The sequence below is a fragment of the Pseudomonas sp. R1-15 genome (assembly GCF_051132085.1).
Classification (GTDB): domain Bacteria; phylum Pseudomonadota; class Gammaproteobacteria; order Pseudomonadales; family Pseudomonadaceae; genus Aquipseudomonas.
Window position 1 is genome coordinate 4,072,745 of record NZ_CP071660.1, and the last position, 15,580, is coordinate 4,088,324.

Below are 15,580 nucleotides of genomic sequence, written 5' to 3' on the forward strand. Positions count from 1 at the left end.
CGGGCATTGATGTCACATAGACATCATGCTTTACTGGCCTTCCGTTTACATCCGTTTTTCCGCTGCGCGACTTCCGTTGACGCTGTAAGTTCCCCTGCCTAAGGGATTCCCCTAGGCACAATCAGGTCTAACCTGATATTCCCGATATCCAATAGCCATTAATGTGACGCCATTCTCATTGCTGAACGGAGTCAGGCGTTTGTGCGCGACTGCAGAACAACGGATTTCCAGTCTCCCAACCGATTTCAATGCAATCGTTTGCGAGACCGAGTTTGCGATCCGCAAGGCACCTTCGTTCGTACCGGCCATGAGACACAGCCGTTCGCCATACGCGATCTGCTTTCGCCTGACATGATGTTGTGGAGATAAGCATGCCGAACGATCGCAACAATTGGAGCCAGCGCCTTCCCGAGTTCCTGACTGAAGCCGAGACACTCTTGGCCAAGTCGGAGGAATGCCTGAGCCATCTGGAGCTGATCAACAACGACAAGGATGCCATCGACTGCATGCTCAGCACGTTGCTGAAGCTGGCAAACAAGGCCGACGCTCTCGCATTGGAGGCCGTTTCGGAGTTTTCGCTGCATATCCATGGCTTGCTCAGTCATGCGCAACACCACATGGAGCTGCACGACCAGGCACTGGTCGCGCTGAAAGATTGCTTTACCCTGATGGCCTGGCAGTTGGAGCTCGTCGACCACACCACCGGCAAACTGAGTCTGGACAACACTGAACAGACTTCCCTGATCGAAGCATTTGCCTTCCAGGTCGGCCAGAGTCCCTGCGAGGCGGTGCCGACGCCGCGCCCGATGGCGTTGGTTCCTTACGCACAAAAACAAGCGTGAGCTGGTAGCAGCCGACCAACATCATGTGCCTGGCCCGTCGTGCTTTGCCGCCGCCAAGCCGGGCGCGACCAACGAAATCCGAAGTGGTACTATGTCTCGCGTCAGTCGCCTCGGACAGCGGCGCAAGAAGCCGCCAACCGAAGCCGTCCCCGACCTGAAACATTTACCCGACCCGGCCCGTCAGATGCGCTGACTGGCCTGCCCGCAGCGAACATTCATTGGCTCCATCCGTTATGCACGCCAGCTTCAAGTCAATCATCACCTGGCCACCGTCCCGAGAAAACGCCCGCCGGTTCACATTGCTGCTGTGTATCTGCTCGACCCTCGGTTGCCTGCTGGCCTACTTGTTGGCCCATCCGCTGCCGTTGGGCTTGCTGGTACTCAATGGCGCGGCGCTGGCCTGTGTCTGGATCCACTATCGACTATCGCGCAAGTCCATCAAGTTCCAGCCGCAGGAACTGGCCGACCGACTGCTGGAGGTCCAGGAAAACGAGCGTCACCGGCTCAGCCGCGAACTGCACGATGACATTGGCCAACTGCTGACCGCGGCAAAACTGCAAAGTGAATGGCTCAAGCGCCGCCTGCCGGAAGACTTGCAGGGCCAATGCAGCTTACTGAGCGACACGCTGGACGAAACCCTGAACAAAGTGCGTGATGTCTCGGCGATCCTCAATCCCAGGCAGCTGACCAGCCTTGGGCTCGAAGCCAGTCTCCGCGCTCATCTACTCAAGACATTGGCCAATACGCCGGTGAAATGGAGCCTCGATTGTCAGCAGCGCATGACCGGCATCCCGGACGAAATGACCGTCGCCGCCTTTCGGATCACCCAGGAGGCCGTCACCAACATGTTGCGCCACGCCCAGGCGAGCAATCTGCTGGTGCGCCTGCAACGCCTTCCTGAAGGGCTGACGTTGCTGATCAGCGATGACGGCCAGGGATTCGTCCCGGCCAGCCACCCCGGCCGCGAAGGACAGCGCGGCATGGCCGGCATGTCGGAGCGAGTCGAACAATTGGGCGGCACCCTCAAGGTCACCAGCGAGGCCGGCAAAGGCACGCATATCGAAGCTCGTATTCCCTGGGCACCGCGTGCCCTTGAGCGGGCCAGCAAGAATAAGGTTCTCCATTGACTTGTAATTTGCTTCTGGTAGATGACCACTCGCTGATCCGGGCCGGTGTACGCGCCCTGGTCCTGGATCTCCCTGGCTACGCCGTCGTCGGCGAAGCCAGTGACGGCGCGCAATTGCCGGAACTGGTAGAACGCCTCAACCCCGATATCGTCCTGCTGGATATTTCCATGAAGGATACCGGCGGCCTGGAAGCCTTGCAGCAACTCAGGAAGGTACGCCCCCAGAGCAAGGTGCTGATCCTGTCCATGCACACTGACCCCGCGCTGATCATGCAGGCGCTGGAGTCAGGGGCCCATGGCTACCTGCTCAAGGACACCACTGCCACCGAGCTGGCGCACGCCCTGGACGCGTTGCGCAACAACGAACGCTACCTGAGCCCGGCCATCGCCCATACCGTGATCAACCAGGCGCTGACCCGCGTTCAGAAACATCAGCCCGATCCAGCCCAGAACCACAACCTGACGGCGCGCCAGCTGGAGATCCTACGGCTGATCGTTCGTGGCAAGTCCACCCGGGAAATCGCCAACGGCCTGAGCCTGAGCATCAAGACCGTGGAAACGCACCGGGCCCAGATCATGAAGCGCCTGCAGATCCATGACGTGGCCGGACTGGTACTGTTTGCGGTCCGCGAACAGATCATCAGCCTGGATGATTAAGCAGCGCCGCACCCTCCAGCAATGGCGAATCCGACGGCAGGTGCACCCGTAGCGCTTTCGGGCGCACGGTGAAACGTAGATCGTCGACCTGCAACGGCTCGCCATCCAGATTGATGTCCAGGCCCTGCGCCACCTTGATTTCCACCCAGGGCAAACGCGCTCGTACGAACATGTTGTCTATGCCCAGGCCACCGGCCAGCAGATCCTTGAGCGTACTGACAACCTCTTGAGGCGCCGGGAGGATGCTGATATCGAGCAAACCGTCGTCGGCGAACGCCTGCGGACAGAGCAAATGCCCCCCACCCGCCTGCCGACCATTGCCGATGCCCAGCGCCAGCAAGTCGCCGCGCCAGTGAAAATCGGGGCCCTGCAGTTCGCCATAGGCTGCGCTCAACTCACTGAAACGCGACAGGCCGGTAAACAGATAAGCGGCGCCCCCAAGGACTTTCTTCAAGTCCTCGGAGGTATTGGCGGTCACCTGGCTACCGAAGCCGCCCGTCGCCATGTTCAGGAAAATACAACCGCCGACCTCGCCCACATCAATCGCCCTGGGCGTGACATCCAGCAGCTCCAGGGCCTGGTCCGGCTCCAACGGGACGCCGGCCGCCCGGGCAAAATCGTTAGCAGTGCCCAGGGGGAGCAACACCAGGCTGGCATCACCAGGCCGCTGGACCATCGCCTCGGCGATATCGCGCAGGGTTCCGTCACCGCCACCGGCGATCAACCGGGTGTAACCGGCATCCAGTGCTTCGTCGACGCATCGCCGGGCATCCCCTGCTTCCCAGGTCAACCGTACCGCCAGGTCCCAGCCCTGTTTGCGCTTGAGCATCACTGCCGCGCGAACCTCTTCGTTGAGCGCTTGCTTGCCGTGCAGGATCAGTAGCGCCTTGCCTTTGCTCATCGTTGTCTCCGTCATTGGAAGGTTCAGGAAATGGGACCGCTCATTCAGCCGAAAAAGCCCGGCGCTGCTCAATTTATACAAAATAAGACCCAGCACCTCGAAGGAGGCGGCGGACTGCCTCTTCTCGGCAACCCTTCATTCAAGGACTTTTCCTACAAGATCTGGCGAATCAGCTCAATTGACCCTCCAGCCGTATTGGAACACCTTGGCATTCTGTTGCGCTGAATCGAAAAAACACCCAATAGACAAGGATGAATAACCCATGGATGGATACATCAAGGCCCGCAGGGGCAGGACCAATCATTTGAAGGCTCATGGACACAGCGGAGGAACGCCTCATGCCCGGCCATGAATTCAAATTGTCCCCCCGGCAATTTGGCCCGCTCAGGAGCGAGCGGGCCGATAAGCAAAACGAAGGCAAAAGTTGCATTAATCCCGTAGGAGGAATTGATTTGGAACCGCGCGTCGTTGAACTGGAAACTCACCTCAAATACATCCGCAGGGACATGGATGAAATCCGTACCGATGTGAAAGCGGTCCGACACCGGCTCGCCTATCTGGCCGGTGCAGCCGCAGTGGTGGTCGGCCTGCTGGGCTGGGTGGCGAATAGCCGCTTCGATCAGGTGGTGACGTTGCTGTCGCGATAAAGGCCTGCATAAGGCACGGTTACTCAATCGGGCGGACAACGTTGCCAGGATTAATCCAGCACTTCACTCAAGGGAATGAAGCTCACTTCATCACCCTGGACCAGTGTTCGCCCTTCGAGGACTTCAACCAGCCCCTCGGCCCAGGCGGCGCTGCGCAGGACACCTGAGCTCTGGTTGCGGTAGATGATCGCCTGACCGTTTTTAATGCGACCTCGCAAGTACTCTCGGCGAGAGCCCGCCTTCGGCCAGGTGAAGCCTGCAGGTATCTTGAACTTGAGGGGCGCCACTGACTGAACGCCCTGGCGCCGCAGCAGGTAAGGTCGAGCCAACAGCGCAAAGGTCACCAGCGTAGAAGCGGGATTTCCCGGCAGGCCTATTACCGGCAGGCCTCGGAAGTGGCCGAACGTCAGCGGCTTTCCAGGCTTGATAGCGAGCTTCCAGAGCGTCAATTCGCCTTCTTCGCGCAATGCAACGCCGAGAAAATCTGCCTCCCCCACCGATACGCCGCCGGTGGAAAGAATCAGGTCGACATCCGACAGCCCGGCCAGACAGCGACGCGTAGCGGGCAAATCATCGGGCAGGATACCTGCGTCGACAACATCGCAACCCAGGCGCTGCAGCCAGCTACAGAGCAGGACACGATTGCTGTTATAGATCTGGCCTGGACCCAGGGCCTGGCCAGGCTCCACCAGCTCGTCACCTGTCGACAGCACCGCAACGCGTACTTTGCGCACCACTGGCAGCGATGCACACCCCAGGGATGCCGCGAGCCCGAGTTCGATCGGACCCAGGCGGGTGCCGGCGTCGAGGACTCGCTCCCCGATGGTTGTTTCCTGTCCTTGAGGTCGAATGTTCTGTCCGCTGACCATGGGCTGGGTGAATCTTACCCGCTGATCATCATCGACAATGGCGTTTTCCTGCATTTCGACGCAATCGGCACCCGGCGGGACCGGCGCCCCCGTGAAGATACGCGCGCAGGTACCCGCGGCGAGAGCGTCTGGAGCCTGCCCGGCGAAAACCCGCTGACTGACGACCAACGCCTCGCCGCTCCAGTCATTCAGGCGCAAGGCGTAGCCGTCCATCGCACTGTTGGGCCAGGGCGGCAGGTCAAGTGTCGAGACCAGGTCCTCGGCCAATACTCGCCCCTGCGCCTCAGCCAGCGGCACGCGCTCATGCTGAGTGATGGGCGTGGCTGCCGCCATCTCAAGCAACCGCTCCAGCGCGACCTCGACGGCCATCAGGGCGCCGGCCTTGCCCGGTTTACCCACGGGATTCACAAGGGGCAGCCTGTTTCAGATGGGCGACGAAATTACACGGCCGATGGCGCGCGTCCAGTTGTTCGGCCAGGATCCCGTCCCATCCGGTACGCACCGCATTGGTCGAACCCGGCAAGCAACAGACCAACGTACCGTTGGCCAGGCCGGCCAGCGCCCGGGACTGAACGGTAGAAGTGCCAATGTCCGCCACGGATATCTGCCGGAACAATTCACCAAAACCATCGACCTGCTTGTCCAACAGGCACGTAACGGCCTCGGGCGTGCTGTCGCGACCGGTGAAACCGGTGCCACCGGTGATCAACACCACTTGCACCACGTCGTCGGCGATCCAGGTGGCGACTTGTGCGCGGATCTTGTAAAGATCATCTTTAAGCAGTACCCGGGCCGCAAGGTCATGCCCCGCCTCCGTGAGGCGGTCGACAAAAACCTGTCCCGACGTGTCGGTTTCCAGAGTTCGGGTATCACTGACAGTCAGCACCGCGATATTGAGCGGTACGAAAGGTACATCAGCCTTGGCTTTCATAGGCTCGTCCAGTTGTAGGGGAAACAGCCCGGTGTTATATCACAGCGCCCCATTTTTTCGCCTGTGCGGAGACACATCATGACCTCGAACGATCCCTTGCCAGCCTGCTCGATCCTGCTCCTGGCGGGTGGCCGCGGACAACGCATGGGAGGCCAGGACAAAGGCCTGCTGGAATGGCAAGGCGAACCGTTAATTGCCCACCTTCATCGGCGGACCCGGGCCCTGAGCGACGATCTGATCATCTCTTGCAACCGCAACCCGGAGCGCTACGCATTGTATGCCGATCAGTTGGTGCATGACGCCGAAGGGGATTTTCCCGGGCCATTGGCAGGCATCCGGGCGGGTCTCAAGGTGGCGCGACATGCGTATCTGCTGGTACTGCCTTGTGATGTTCCGCAAATCGACTCAAGCCTGCTCGACAGCATGCGCGAAACGGCAAGCCGCCATCCCGGCAAGCCGTTGATGGTGCGTCAGGGTGAGCATTGGGAGCCGTTGTTATGCATCATCCCACGGGGCCTGGCAGCAGACTTTGAAAGGGCCTGGGACGAAGGCGAACGCAGTCCCGGCCGCATCATGCGCACACTACATGCCGTCGCCTTGCAATGCCCGGCCAACGATGCCCGGCTGGCCAATCTCAATACGCCGGAACTGCTGGCCCGGCATACAGGCGTGTCAGATTGACACTAGCCAGGAACTAACATGCGATGTATACGTCTTACGGTCAGTAACTTGAAGAATCCATTTCGGAGAAACACCATGACTCAACGGACCCTCGCCACTTTCATGCTCGCGCTGGGCCTCGCCACTCTCGCCGGGTGTGCATCGCCAACAGTGATTACCCTGAATGACGGTCGCGAAATCCAGGCCGTCGACACGCCAAAATACGACGAAGACAGCGGCTTCTACGAATTCGAGCAACTGGACGGCAAGCAGACTCGCGTGAACAAGGACCAGGTTCGTACCGTTAAAGACCTGTGATCTTCAGCGTTACAGCCAGATAGAAAAAAGCCCGCAAGCATTGCGGGCTTTTTAATGCCTGGCGGAAAGTGCGATGGCTACCAGCGCAGGGCAATATCACTCTCGAAGACCCGCTCCTGACCCGTGATCGGATCGATGAAACCTAATCTCTTGGCCAACAGCTTGAGCGGGTTGGCATAGTCATCCTGGGCATCTCTAATCACATCGGGATAAAACGGATCGTTGCAGATGCCAGCCCCCAAGGCACTCATATGCACCCGCAGCTGGTGCTTTTTCCCGGTAACCGGATACAGGCCGTACCGCCACAGGTCGCCGTTCCTCTCAAGCACTTCCATGGCCGTCTCGGTATTGGGCTCGCCTGGCCCCTCCTGCATCCGAAAAAAAGGCTCGCCGTCGATCATCCGGCTTCTGTGCACACACGGAAAAGCCACTCCGGGCAATGCGGGGGCAATGGCTTCATAACTTTTTTCGATTCGCCGCGTCGGAAACAACGATTGATAAGCCGAACGCGTCTGCCGATTGGCTGAGAACAAGACCAGCCCGGCCGTATGCCGATCAATACGGTGCAAGGGCACCAGATGGGGGTTGTCCAGGCGACGGATCAAACGGCGCAGCAATGTCTGCTCCACGTATTCCCCCGCCGGCGTGACAGGCAGGAAATGCGGTTTGTCCGCCACCACCAGATGCTCGTCGACGTAGAGAATCGACTCCACCACCGGGATCGGTTTTTCATCGGGCACTTCGCGAAAATAGTGGATCCGCATGCCTTCGCGATAGGGCAGGTCAACACCGATCGCCCGCCCCTCCCCGTCCAACACCCGCCCCCGAACAATCCGATCCAGCCACTGCTCGCGGCTGATCGTGCTGAAATGCTCGCAAAGACATTCCAGCACCGTCTGCCAGGAGCCAGGCGGCAAGTACAGTGTGCTGGCCTGATGGTGCGCGGCGGAAAATGATGAACCGGACATTAAAAACTCTTGAGCGTTACGGGACCGGTATTATCCGCCACTCGCACAAGCCGGCACAGTGCTGATTGGCTCACGCGCGAATTGATGTCGGTTTTTCCGCTGCCTCGGTGAACTCCTTCAACCAGCGCAGCACCTCGACTGCCTCCCAACGTCCCGGGTCGTACAACGCATACAACAACCCCTGGTAACCCACCACGTCCAGTTGCTTGTGGTAACCGGCACGCTGGAACAACGCTTCGATCTCGGCAAAACAGGTGTTGAAATGCAGCTTGTTGAAGGGTGTCTTGCCTTCGGTTACCAGACCATCCAGGCGCAACTCCAGGACCGCCTCGCGCACAACGTCCGCGGACATCCTGTTCACGCTGTTTTTCAATTGTTCGACATTGACCAAGGGACGCACTCCGGATTGCTGTATGGGCATACAGTAACCGAAGAATGTCATTTCGCCAATGGCGATGCATGGACTCAGGCGATGGAAGGTATCAACGCAGAAACGCCGCAACCCGGTCAGGGTCATCGAAGGGCCAATCCAGCTCCGCCCCTGTATCGATCCGACGGAGCACGGGGATGCGCAAACCATAGGCTTCGGACAAGGCCTCGCTTTCGGCGATATCCACCAGTTCTACCAAGAGGCCATGCTCGACGAAAGGCATCAGCACGCCCTCGGCAACTTCACACAGGTGGCACCCCAGGGTTCCGAACAATTGGCATTCAGGCGGCATGGCAGGTAGACCCGAAAAATAGACGGTCATTCTAGGCTCGCTCCACGTGGCCGTCGAGCGGCGTACCGTGGCTCATCATGTTTCAGTAAAACGCTGACGCAAATCATTGAGCCCAAATGTCTTTTCGGCAATGCTCGACGTATTTTCTCTCCTAAGCTGGATGTCAGCGTCTTGAAACGGAGCTCCTCTTGTTCGCCAACCTGCTGATCATCCTAGCCTCGTCCCTGGTAGTCATCGCCCTGTTCAGGCGATTACGCCTGCCACCGGTGCTAGGCTACCTCTGTGTCGGGCTGGCCGTCGGCCCCACTGCCCTGGATTGGGTGAACGACAGCGAGGAATTGCCGGATCTGGCCGAGCTCGGCGTGGTCTTCCTGCTGTTCTCCCTCGGACTGGAATTCTCGTTGTCGAAAATGCTCGAACTGCGCCGGGTCGTGTTCGGCCTCGGCAGTTTGCAGGTGGTGTGTTCGGGGGCGCTGCTGGGGGGCCTATTGGTGATCTGTGGCGCCCCGGCGCTGGCGGCACTGCTTCTGGGCGCCGGGCTGGCCTTGTCTTCCACAGCCATCGTCAGCAAGGAGTTGACCAGCCTGGGAGAAATTTTCAGCAGCCATGGCCAGAACGCTATCGGTGTGCTGCTGTTCCAGGATGTCGTCGCCGTATTGCTGTTGACCCTGGTGCCGGTCTTTGCGGGCAGCAGCGAGCACGCCTGGTATTGGGCGCTGCCCGTGACGCTGGGCAAGACACTGGTACTGTTTTGCGGTCTGCTGCTCGCCAGCCGCTGGTTGCTGCCACGGCTGTTCCACGAAGTGGCCGCGTCCCGGTCCGCCGAGCTGTTCGTGCTGCTGGCGCTGGTGATCGTACTGCTCACCGCATGGCTGACGCACCTGCTCGGCCTGTCACCGGCCCTGGGGGCATTCCTGGCCGGCATGCTGCTGGGAGAAAGCCATTACCGGCACCAGATCGAGGCCGATATACGTCCATTCCGCGACATCCTGCTGGGGCTGTTTTTCGTCAGCATCGGCATGCTGATCGACCTTCGACTGTTCATCGACGATGGCCTGCAGATACTCGGATTGACCCTCGGCTTGATGATCATCAAGGGCTGCGTGGTCGCCGCACTGGTCAAGTGGCGCGGCAGCGACGGCGAAACCGCGTGGCGCAGCGGCCTGGCCCTGGCTCAAGGTGGCGAGTTCTGTTTTGCCCTGATGGCATTGATGCAGCAGAACCGCCTGATGCCCGCCGACATCGGCGGCCTGCTGTTGGCCGCGACATTCTGCTCGATGCTGCTGACCCCGCTTTTGCTGCGTGCAGCGCCGGCGATTGCCGCGCGCCTGCACCGCAAACCCAACCAGGAAGCACAACTGGACCAGATCAGCGAACTCAATGCAGGCTTGTCGGGTCATGTGGTGATCTGCGGGTATGGTCGGGTGGGCCAATCCATCGGGCGGTTCCTGCGCCGCGAAGGCCTGGCCTTTGTCGCCCTCGACGACGACCCGGTGATCATTCAGGAAGCCACGGTCGATGAGCGTTGCGTACATTACGGGGACTCACGCCGGGCAGACCTGCTGGCCGCCGTCGGACTGAGCCGCGCCCGGCTGCTAGTCATTGCGGTCGACAAGACGGACATCGCGCTGACCGTGCTCAGGGCAGCCCGACGCGTCAACCCGCAGGTACCGATCCTGGTGCGCACTCGGGACGACAGCCAACTGGCCGAACTGCAGGCCGCCGGAGCGACCGAAGTGGTCCCGGAACTGCTTGAATCGAGCCTGATGCTCGCCTCTCACGCGCTGGTCATGCTCGGGCTGCCGGAGCAGCGGGTCCGGCATCATGTGGATCAGGTTCGTCACGAACGCTATGGCCTGCTGCACGGGTTCTATCCCGGTAACCAGGACAAGGAACCGTAGCGCAGTGTTCAGTCCTGACTGACGGCACCGATCTTGTGGATCGACAGATCGGCGCCGTAGTACTCCTCTTCCTGGGTCAGCCGCAGGCCCAGCACAAACTTGATCGCACCATAAACCGCGAACCCGCCAACCAGGGCAATGACGACGCCCAACGCGGTGCCGACCAGTTGGCTGACCAGGCTGACGCCGCCCAGGCCACCCAAGGCTTGCTGGCCGAAAATGCCGCAGGCAATGCCACCCCAGACGCCGCACAGTCCATGAAGGGGCCAGACCCCGAGCACGTCGTCGATTTTCCACTTGCCCTGGGCCGCGGTGAAACACCAGACAAACAGCCCGCCCGCGATGGCTCCGGTCGCCAGCGCACCCACCGGATGCATCAGGTCGGAACCGGCACAGACCGCCACCAACCCGGCCAACGGGCCGTTATGCAGGAAGCCGGGGTCGTTGCGCCCGATGATCAAGGCCGCCACGGTCCCGCCGACCATTGCCATCAACGAGTTGACCGCCACCAACCCACTGACTCCAGGCAACGTCTGGGCACTCATCACGTTGAAACCGAACCAGCCGACAATAAGAATCCACGAGCCCAACGCCAGGAACGGGATGCTCGAAGGCGCGAACGCCACCAGGCGCCCGTCCCGGTAGCGACCATTGCGCGGTCCGAGCAACAGTACCGCGGCCAATGCCAGCCAGCCGCCCATGGCATGCACGACCACGGAGCCGGCAAAGTCATGGAAACTGGCGCCGAAACGGGCTTGCAGCCAGGCTTGCAGGCCGTAGTTGCCATTCCAGACCAGGCCTTCGAAAAACGGGTAGATGAACGCTACGATCAGCACCGTGGCACACAACTGCGGTACGAACCGGGCACGCTCGGCGATCCCTCCGGAAATAATCGCCGGGATCGCGGCGGCAAAGGTCAGCAGGAAGAAAAACTTCACCAGGCTGTAGCCGTGGTCAGCGCTGAGCACCGCCGCCGGCTGCAAAAAGGTCACGCCGTAGGAAATCCAGTAGCCTATGAAGAAATAGGCCAAGGTCGACACTGCGAAATCGCTGAGAATCTTCGACAACGCATTGACCTGATTCTTTTGCCGGACGGTGCCTACTTCAAGGAACGCGAAGCCGGCGTGCATGGCCAGAACCATGACCGCACCGAGCAGGATGAACAGCGTGTTGGAGCTGTGGACCAGATTGTCCACGGCGCTTTGCAGATTTTCCATGGTGTTGGCAGACCTGAAGAAAGTTGAAAAGGCACCAAAGCGGTTCATTCGAGCGGCCGACGCACCAAGTTGAAACGCCGCACTCCCCTGCGAGCCGCTTTGGTGCACGAAAGCCGCTGTCACGACGTTGCGCAGCGTGGTGCTTCGCGGGTTTTGATTATTTGAGTTAAGGTTCTGCGGGCTTTTGCCCAGCTTCAGCGCACCGGCGCATGCTGACGCACCAGTACATGGCGGATGCCAGAGCAAAAGTTGTACCAGCAGTTTCACTGAACCTTCCGGCAAGGCTCATACTCGAACGCTTCAGACGTCACTTACGGAGATGCACCAATGGCCAGAACCCAGGCAAAGACTGCTCAAGAAACCTTGAAGGAAGACTTCCAGACGCTGGTCAAGGACACCGAACGGTTGCTGGACCACACGGCGACCCTGGCGGGTGATCAGGCTGACGAATTACGCAGCCAGATCCACGAAACCCTTTTGCGCGCCCGTGAAACCCTCCAACTGACCGAAGACTCGGTACGCGAGCGCGGTCAGGCTGCAGTGATTGCCACCGAAGAATATGTGCAGGCCAATCCTTGGCAATCGGTCGGCATCGCTGCGGGCGTGGGCTTTTTGATCGGACTGCTGGCGACACGGCGCTAATGATGGGCATCGACGAATCCGGCTCGCCCGAATCGGGCACGAAGCCTACCGCGCGGCGCCTGGGCGCGGCATTCCTCGGCTTGCTGCACAGTCATGTCGAACTGTTCGGCATCGAATTGCAGGAGCAGAAGGCCCGTACCGTCAGCCTGTTGTTGTTTGCCGGGCTCGCGCTGGTTTTCGGTTTGCTGCTGCTGGTGGGGCTGTCCGCACTGGTGCTGATTCTGGTGTGGGATACCTATCGCCTGGCGGGAATCATCGGCCTCTGCCTGTTTTATCTGCTGGCGGCGTTGTTCTGCGGGCTTCGGCTCAAGGCAGCGATTTTTGATGAGTCCTCGCCTTTCCATGCCACCCTCGAAGAACTCGCCAACGACCGGGAGCGCCTGTTGCCATGAGTCGGCCCGATATTCCCCAAGCCCGTACCCGGCAGGAGATGCGCAAGGCGCTGGTGCGCCTGCGCATGGAGATGCACCGCCAGGAAATTCGCCAGGAAACCCGGCAACTGCTGCACCCGCTGCAACGGGTGCGCGGCTTTACCCAAAGCTGGCATGAGGGCTTCGGCCTGAAGCATGCGTCACTCTGGGGCGTTGCCGCCGTGTCCTTGCTCGGCTTCCTCGGCGGCAAGCGGACCCGAAGCGGACGCTCAGGTGGCTTCTCGCGACTGATCCGGCTGGCAACCGCGCTGCTGCCGCTGATCAAGCTGGCCAAGACTGTACGCAAACCCTGACGGCCGTGTCCGCGGACCGACCCTGAACGGGCCTTTCCATTGGAACGGCCCGATTGACCCGTCCGTGCAACACCCGGGTACAACAGGTCGATGCCTGCGGCCCTTGCAGGACGCGTCCCGAACCGGGAAGCTAGGGCATCGACTCACCAAACGGAGCAACTGGCCTTGGATTGGCACACCCTGCTGACTCGCGAACGCCTGGGCAAACCCCTGCACAGTCCGGAAGAACTGGGCCGCAGCCCTTTCCATAAAGACCACGACCGCATCATCTTTTCCGGTGCATTCCGTCGCCTCGGACGCAAGACCCAGGTGCATCCGGTCTCCAGCAACGATCATATCCACACGCGCCTGACCCATTCGCTTGAAGTCAGTTGCGTCGGGCGCTCCCTGGGCATGCGCGTGGGAGAAACCATCCGCGGCGCCCTGCCAGACTGGTGTGAACCCAGCGACCTGGGCATGGTGGTGCAATCGGCCTGCCTGGCCCACGACATCGGCAACCCGCCGTTCGGCCACTCCGGTGAAGACGCCATCCGCTACTGGTTTCAACAGGCGGCCGGACGAGGCTGGCTGGATGCCATGAGCGAGGCCGAGCGCAATGACTTTCTCAACTTCGAGGGTAATGCCCAAGGATTCCGGGTCCTCACGCAGCTCGAATACCATCAGTTCGACGGCGGCACCCGGCTGACCTACGCGACACTTGGCACTTACCTGAAATATCCCTGGACTGCCCGCCACGCGGACTCCCTGGGCTACAAGAAGCACAAGTTCGGCTGCTATCAGAGCGAACTGCCGTTGCTCGAGCAGATTGCCCACAAGCTCGGCCTGCCGCAAATCGAGGACCAGCGCTGGGCAAGGCATCCGCTGGTCTACCTGATGGAGGCCGCCGACGATATCTGCTACGCGCTCATCGACCTGGAAGACGGCGTGGAAATGGAGCTGCTGGAATACCCGCAGGTGGAATCGCTGCTGCTGGATCTGGTCGGCGATGACCTGCCGGAGACTTATCGGCAGCTTGGCCCGCTGGATTCCCGGCGGCGCAAACTGGCGATCCTGCGTGGCAAGGCCATCGAACACCTGACCAACGCCGCCGCCCGGGCGTTCGTCGAGCAGCAGGAGGCATTGCTGGCAGGCACGTTGCAGGGAGACCTGGTGGAACACATGCATGGCCCGGCCAAACGCTGCGTCTTGAACGCCAAGGACATGGCCCGCAAGAAGATATTCCAGGACAAGCGCAAGACTCTGCACGAAATCGGTGCCTACACCACGCTGGAAATTCTGCTCAACGGGTTCTGTGGTGCCGCCCTGGAACAACACGGCGGCCGTACACCCTCGTTCAAGAATCGGCGCATCCTCGATCTGCTGGGCAACAACGCGCCAGATCCTGACGGCCCCTTGCACAGCGCGTTCCTGCGAATGATCGATTTCATCGCCGGCATGACCGACAGCTATGCCAGCGAAATGGCACAGGAAATGACCGGTCGCACTCGTCAATGAGCTCAGCGCCGCCTTTATCGGCGGCTCACTCAACAGCAGATAAACAAACTTTTCTAAAACTCGCTATCTCTACGAAATGAGCGAAACAAGCTACTGACGGACTACGCGTGCCTGATTAAAAGTTAAACACCTTGCCTCGAATAGAATATAAGACGCGCTCGTCCCACTCCATTCGCCTACCAACAACCTAAATACTTCGTAGTACCTTGCCTCTTTTCTTGTAGGAAACTTCCGAAACTGGAAATGTAGCCCCGTCTCCTCGTACGACCCTGACTTAACTGGGCTAAGGTGCGCGCTTTATTCAGTTCGCAGGGGATTTATTCATGAACTCCGTTTTCATTGTCGACGATCATCCGGTCATCCGCCTCGCCGTTCGAATGCTGCTGGAGCATGAAGGTTATAAAGTTGTAGGAGAAACCGACAACGGCGTCGACGCGATGCAAATGGTCCGTGAATGTATGCCGGACCTGGTCATTCTGGACATCAGCATTCCCAAGCTTGATGGGTTGGAAATTCTTTCACGCTTCAACGCAATGACCGCCCCTATCAAGACGCTGGTGCTCACGGCGCAATCACCGACGCTGTTTGGCATCCGCTGCATGCAATCTGGTGCCTCCGGCTATGTGTGTAAACAGGAAGACCTCAGTGAACTGATCAGCGCAATTAAGGCCGTACTGTCCGGCTATAACTATTTCCCGAGCCAGGCGTTGACGCCCCTGCGTCATGATGATCCGCGCAGTATCGAGCTGGATCTTTTCAAAAGCGTCAACGATCGCGAATTGATGGTGCTGCAACTTTTCGCGCAGGGCCGTACCAACAAAGACATCGCCAAAGGCATGTTTCTCAGCAATAAAACCGTCAGCACGTATAAAAAACGCTTGATGCAGAAACTCAAGGTCAAGTCCCTGGTAGATCTGATCGAGATGGCCAAGCGCAACGCACTGGTTTGAGAAATAACAGC

At 59.9% G+C, this 15,580-nt stretch carries 19 protein-coding genes; 12 read left to right on the plus strand and 7 right to left on the minus strand.

All coding sequences use genetic code 11. From position 1 onward, the window contains the following. Positions 1-371: 371 nt before the first annotated feature. The 3 genes from J3P97_RS18340 (at position 372) to J3P97_RS18350 (ending at position 2,625) form a co-directional block, all read left to right on the plus strand. Complete coding sequence (locus J3P97_RS18340) at positions 372-842, plus strand: hypothetical protein (protein ID WP_434601388.1); 471 nt, start codon at positions 372-374, stop codon at positions 840-842. A gap of 233 nt (positions 843-1,075) precedes the next feature. Further along, positions 1,076-1,969 (plus strand): sensor histidine kinase, encoded by an 894-nt coding sequence (locus tag J3P97_RS18345; protein WP_434674570.1) that lies wholly within the window; start codon positions 1,076-1,078, stop codon positions 1,967-1,969. Next, positions 1,966-2,625 (plus strand): response regulator, encoded by a 660-nt coding sequence (locus J3P97_RS18350; protein WP_305499816.1) that lies wholly within the window; start codon positions 1,966-1,968, stop codon positions 2,623-2,625. Before J3P97_RS18345 ends, J3P97_RS18350 begins: the two co-directional genes overlap by 4 nt. Here the strand turns inward: J3P97_RS18350 and yegS are convergent. Further along, on the minus strand, positions 2,609-3,526 hold the full coding sequence (gene yegS, locus J3P97_RS18355) for a lipid kinase YegS (RefSeq protein WP_305499814.1): 918 nt from the start codon (positions 3,524-3,526) through the stop codon (positions 2,609-2,611). The two genes, J3P97_RS18350 and yegS, sit on opposite strands and share 17 nt — an antisense overlap. Before the next feature lie 338 nt (positions 3,527-3,864). On the opposite strand from yegS, the gene J3P97_RS18360 reads away from it, so the two are divergent. Next, positions 3,865-4,173 (plus strand): hypothetical protein, encoded by a 309-nt coding sequence (locus tag J3P97_RS18360; RefSeq protein WP_305499812.1) that lies wholly within the window; start codon positions 3,865-3,867, stop codon positions 4,171-4,173. Between the two features lie 50 nt (positions 4,174-4,223). Here the strand turns inward: J3P97_RS18360 and J3P97_RS18365 are convergent, their stop codons facing one another. Then, the gene (locus J3P97_RS18365) at positions 4,224-5,411 is read right to left on the minus strand and encodes a molybdopterin molybdotransferase MoeA (RefSeq protein ID WP_434674571.1); all 1,188 of its coding nucleotides are present in this window, start codon (positions 5,409-5,411) and stop codon (positions 4,224-4,226) included. A 22-nt stretch (positions 5,412-5,433) separates the two neighbouring features. After that, on the minus strand, positions 5,434-5,973 hold the full coding sequence (gene moaB / locus J3P97_RS18370; protein WP_434672463.1) for a molybdenum cofactor biosynthesis protein B: 540 nt from the start codon (positions 5,971-5,973) through the stop codon (positions 5,434-5,436). A 78-nt stretch (positions 5,974-6,051) separates the two neighbouring features. Here moaB and mobA point away from each other — a divergent pair, with 78 nt between their 5' ends. Further along, positions 6,052-6,654, plus strand: a complete 603-nt coding sequence (gene mobA / locus J3P97_RS18375; RefSeq protein ID WP_434572848.1) for a molybdenum cofactor guanylyltransferase MobA — start codon at positions 6,052-6,054, stop codon at positions 6,652-6,654. Between the two features lie 75 nt (positions 6,655-6,729). Next, positions 6,730-6,951, plus strand: coding sequence for a YgdI/YgdR family lipoprotein (locus J3P97_RS18380; RefSeq protein WP_025212647.1), 222 nt, complete (start codon positions 6,730-6,732; stop codon positions 6,949-6,951). A gap of 77 nt (positions 6,952-7,028) precedes the next feature. Here J3P97_RS18380 and J3P97_RS18385 read toward each other — a convergent pair whose 3' ends face one another. The 3 genes from J3P97_RS18385 to J3P97_RS18395 all read right to left on the minus strand — a co-directional run bounded on the left by J3P97_RS18385 (position 7,029) and on the right by J3P97_RS18395 (position 8,641). Beyond that, positions 7,029-7,919: a pseudouridine synthase gene (locus J3P97_RS18385; protein ID WP_434672464.1), complete on the minus strand. Its 891-nt coding sequence runs from the start codon at positions 7,917-7,919 to the stop codon at positions 7,029-7,031. A 70-nt stretch (positions 7,920-7,989) separates the two neighbouring features. After that, positions 7,990-8,310 (minus strand): transcriptional regulator, encoded by a 321-nt coding sequence (locus tag J3P97_RS18390; protein WP_434572844.1) that lies wholly within the window; start codon positions 8,308-8,310, stop codon positions 7,990-7,992. Between the two features lie 91 nt (positions 8,311-8,401). Continuing rightward, positions 8,402-8,641: a glutaredoxin family protein gene (locus J3P97_RS18395; RefSeq protein ID WP_434574141.1), complete on the minus strand. Its 240-nt coding sequence runs from the start codon at positions 8,639-8,641 to the stop codon at positions 8,402-8,404. A gap of 188 nt (positions 8,642-8,829) precedes the next feature. On the opposite strand from J3P97_RS18395, the gene J3P97_RS18400 reads away from it, so the two are divergent. Then, the gene (locus tag J3P97_RS18400) at positions 8,830-10,542 is read left to right on the plus strand and encodes a cation:proton antiporter (protein WP_434672465.1); all 1,713 of its coding nucleotides are present in this window, start codon (positions 8,830-8,832) and stop codon (positions 10,540-10,542) included. A gap of 8 nt (positions 10,543-10,550) precedes the next feature. On the opposite strand, the gene J3P97_RS18405 is transcribed toward J3P97_RS18400, so the two are convergent. Then, positions 10,551-11,759, minus strand: coding sequence for an ammonium transporter (locus J3P97_RS18405; protein WP_434601392.1), 1,209 nt, complete (start codon positions 11,757-11,759; stop codon positions 10,551-10,553). Between the two features lie 327 nt (positions 11,760-12,086). Here J3P97_RS18405 and J3P97_RS18410 point away from each other — a divergent pair, with 327 nt between their 5' ends. The 5 genes from J3P97_RS18410 to J3P97_RS18430 all read left to right on the plus strand — a co-directional run bounded on the left by J3P97_RS18410 (position 12,087) and on the right by J3P97_RS18430 (position 15,569). Continuing rightward, positions 12,087-12,401 (plus strand): DUF883 family protein, encoded by a 315-nt coding sequence (locus J3P97_RS18410; RefSeq protein ID WP_434572838.1) that lies wholly within the window; start codon positions 12,087-12,089, stop codon positions 12,399-12,401. Positions 12,402-12,403: 2 nt separating this feature from the next. After that, entirely contained in the window at positions 12,404-12,793 is a 390-nt protein-coding gene (locus J3P97_RS18415; protein ID WP_305499799.1) for a phage holin family protein, read from the plus strand. After that, complete coding sequence (locus J3P97_RS18420; RefSeq protein ID WP_434572837.1) at positions 12,790-13,125, plus strand: hypothetical protein; 336 nt, start codon at positions 12,790-12,792, stop codon at positions 13,123-13,125. Before J3P97_RS18415 ends, J3P97_RS18420 begins: the two co-directional genes overlap by 4 nt. Positions 13,126-13,290: 165 nt before the next feature. Beyond that, positions 13,291-14,619, plus strand: a complete 1,329-nt coding sequence (locus tag J3P97_RS18425; RefSeq protein ID WP_305499797.1) for a deoxyguanosinetriphosphate triphosphohydrolase — start codon at positions 13,291-13,293, stop codon at positions 14,617-14,619. Between the two features lie 323 nt (positions 14,620-14,942). After that, positions 14,943-15,569, plus strand: coding sequence for a response regulator transcription factor (locus tag J3P97_RS18430; RefSeq protein ID WP_305499795.1), 627 nt, complete (start codon positions 14,943-14,945; stop codon positions 15,567-15,569). The last annotated feature ends 11 nt before the right edge of the window (positions 15,570-15,580 follow it).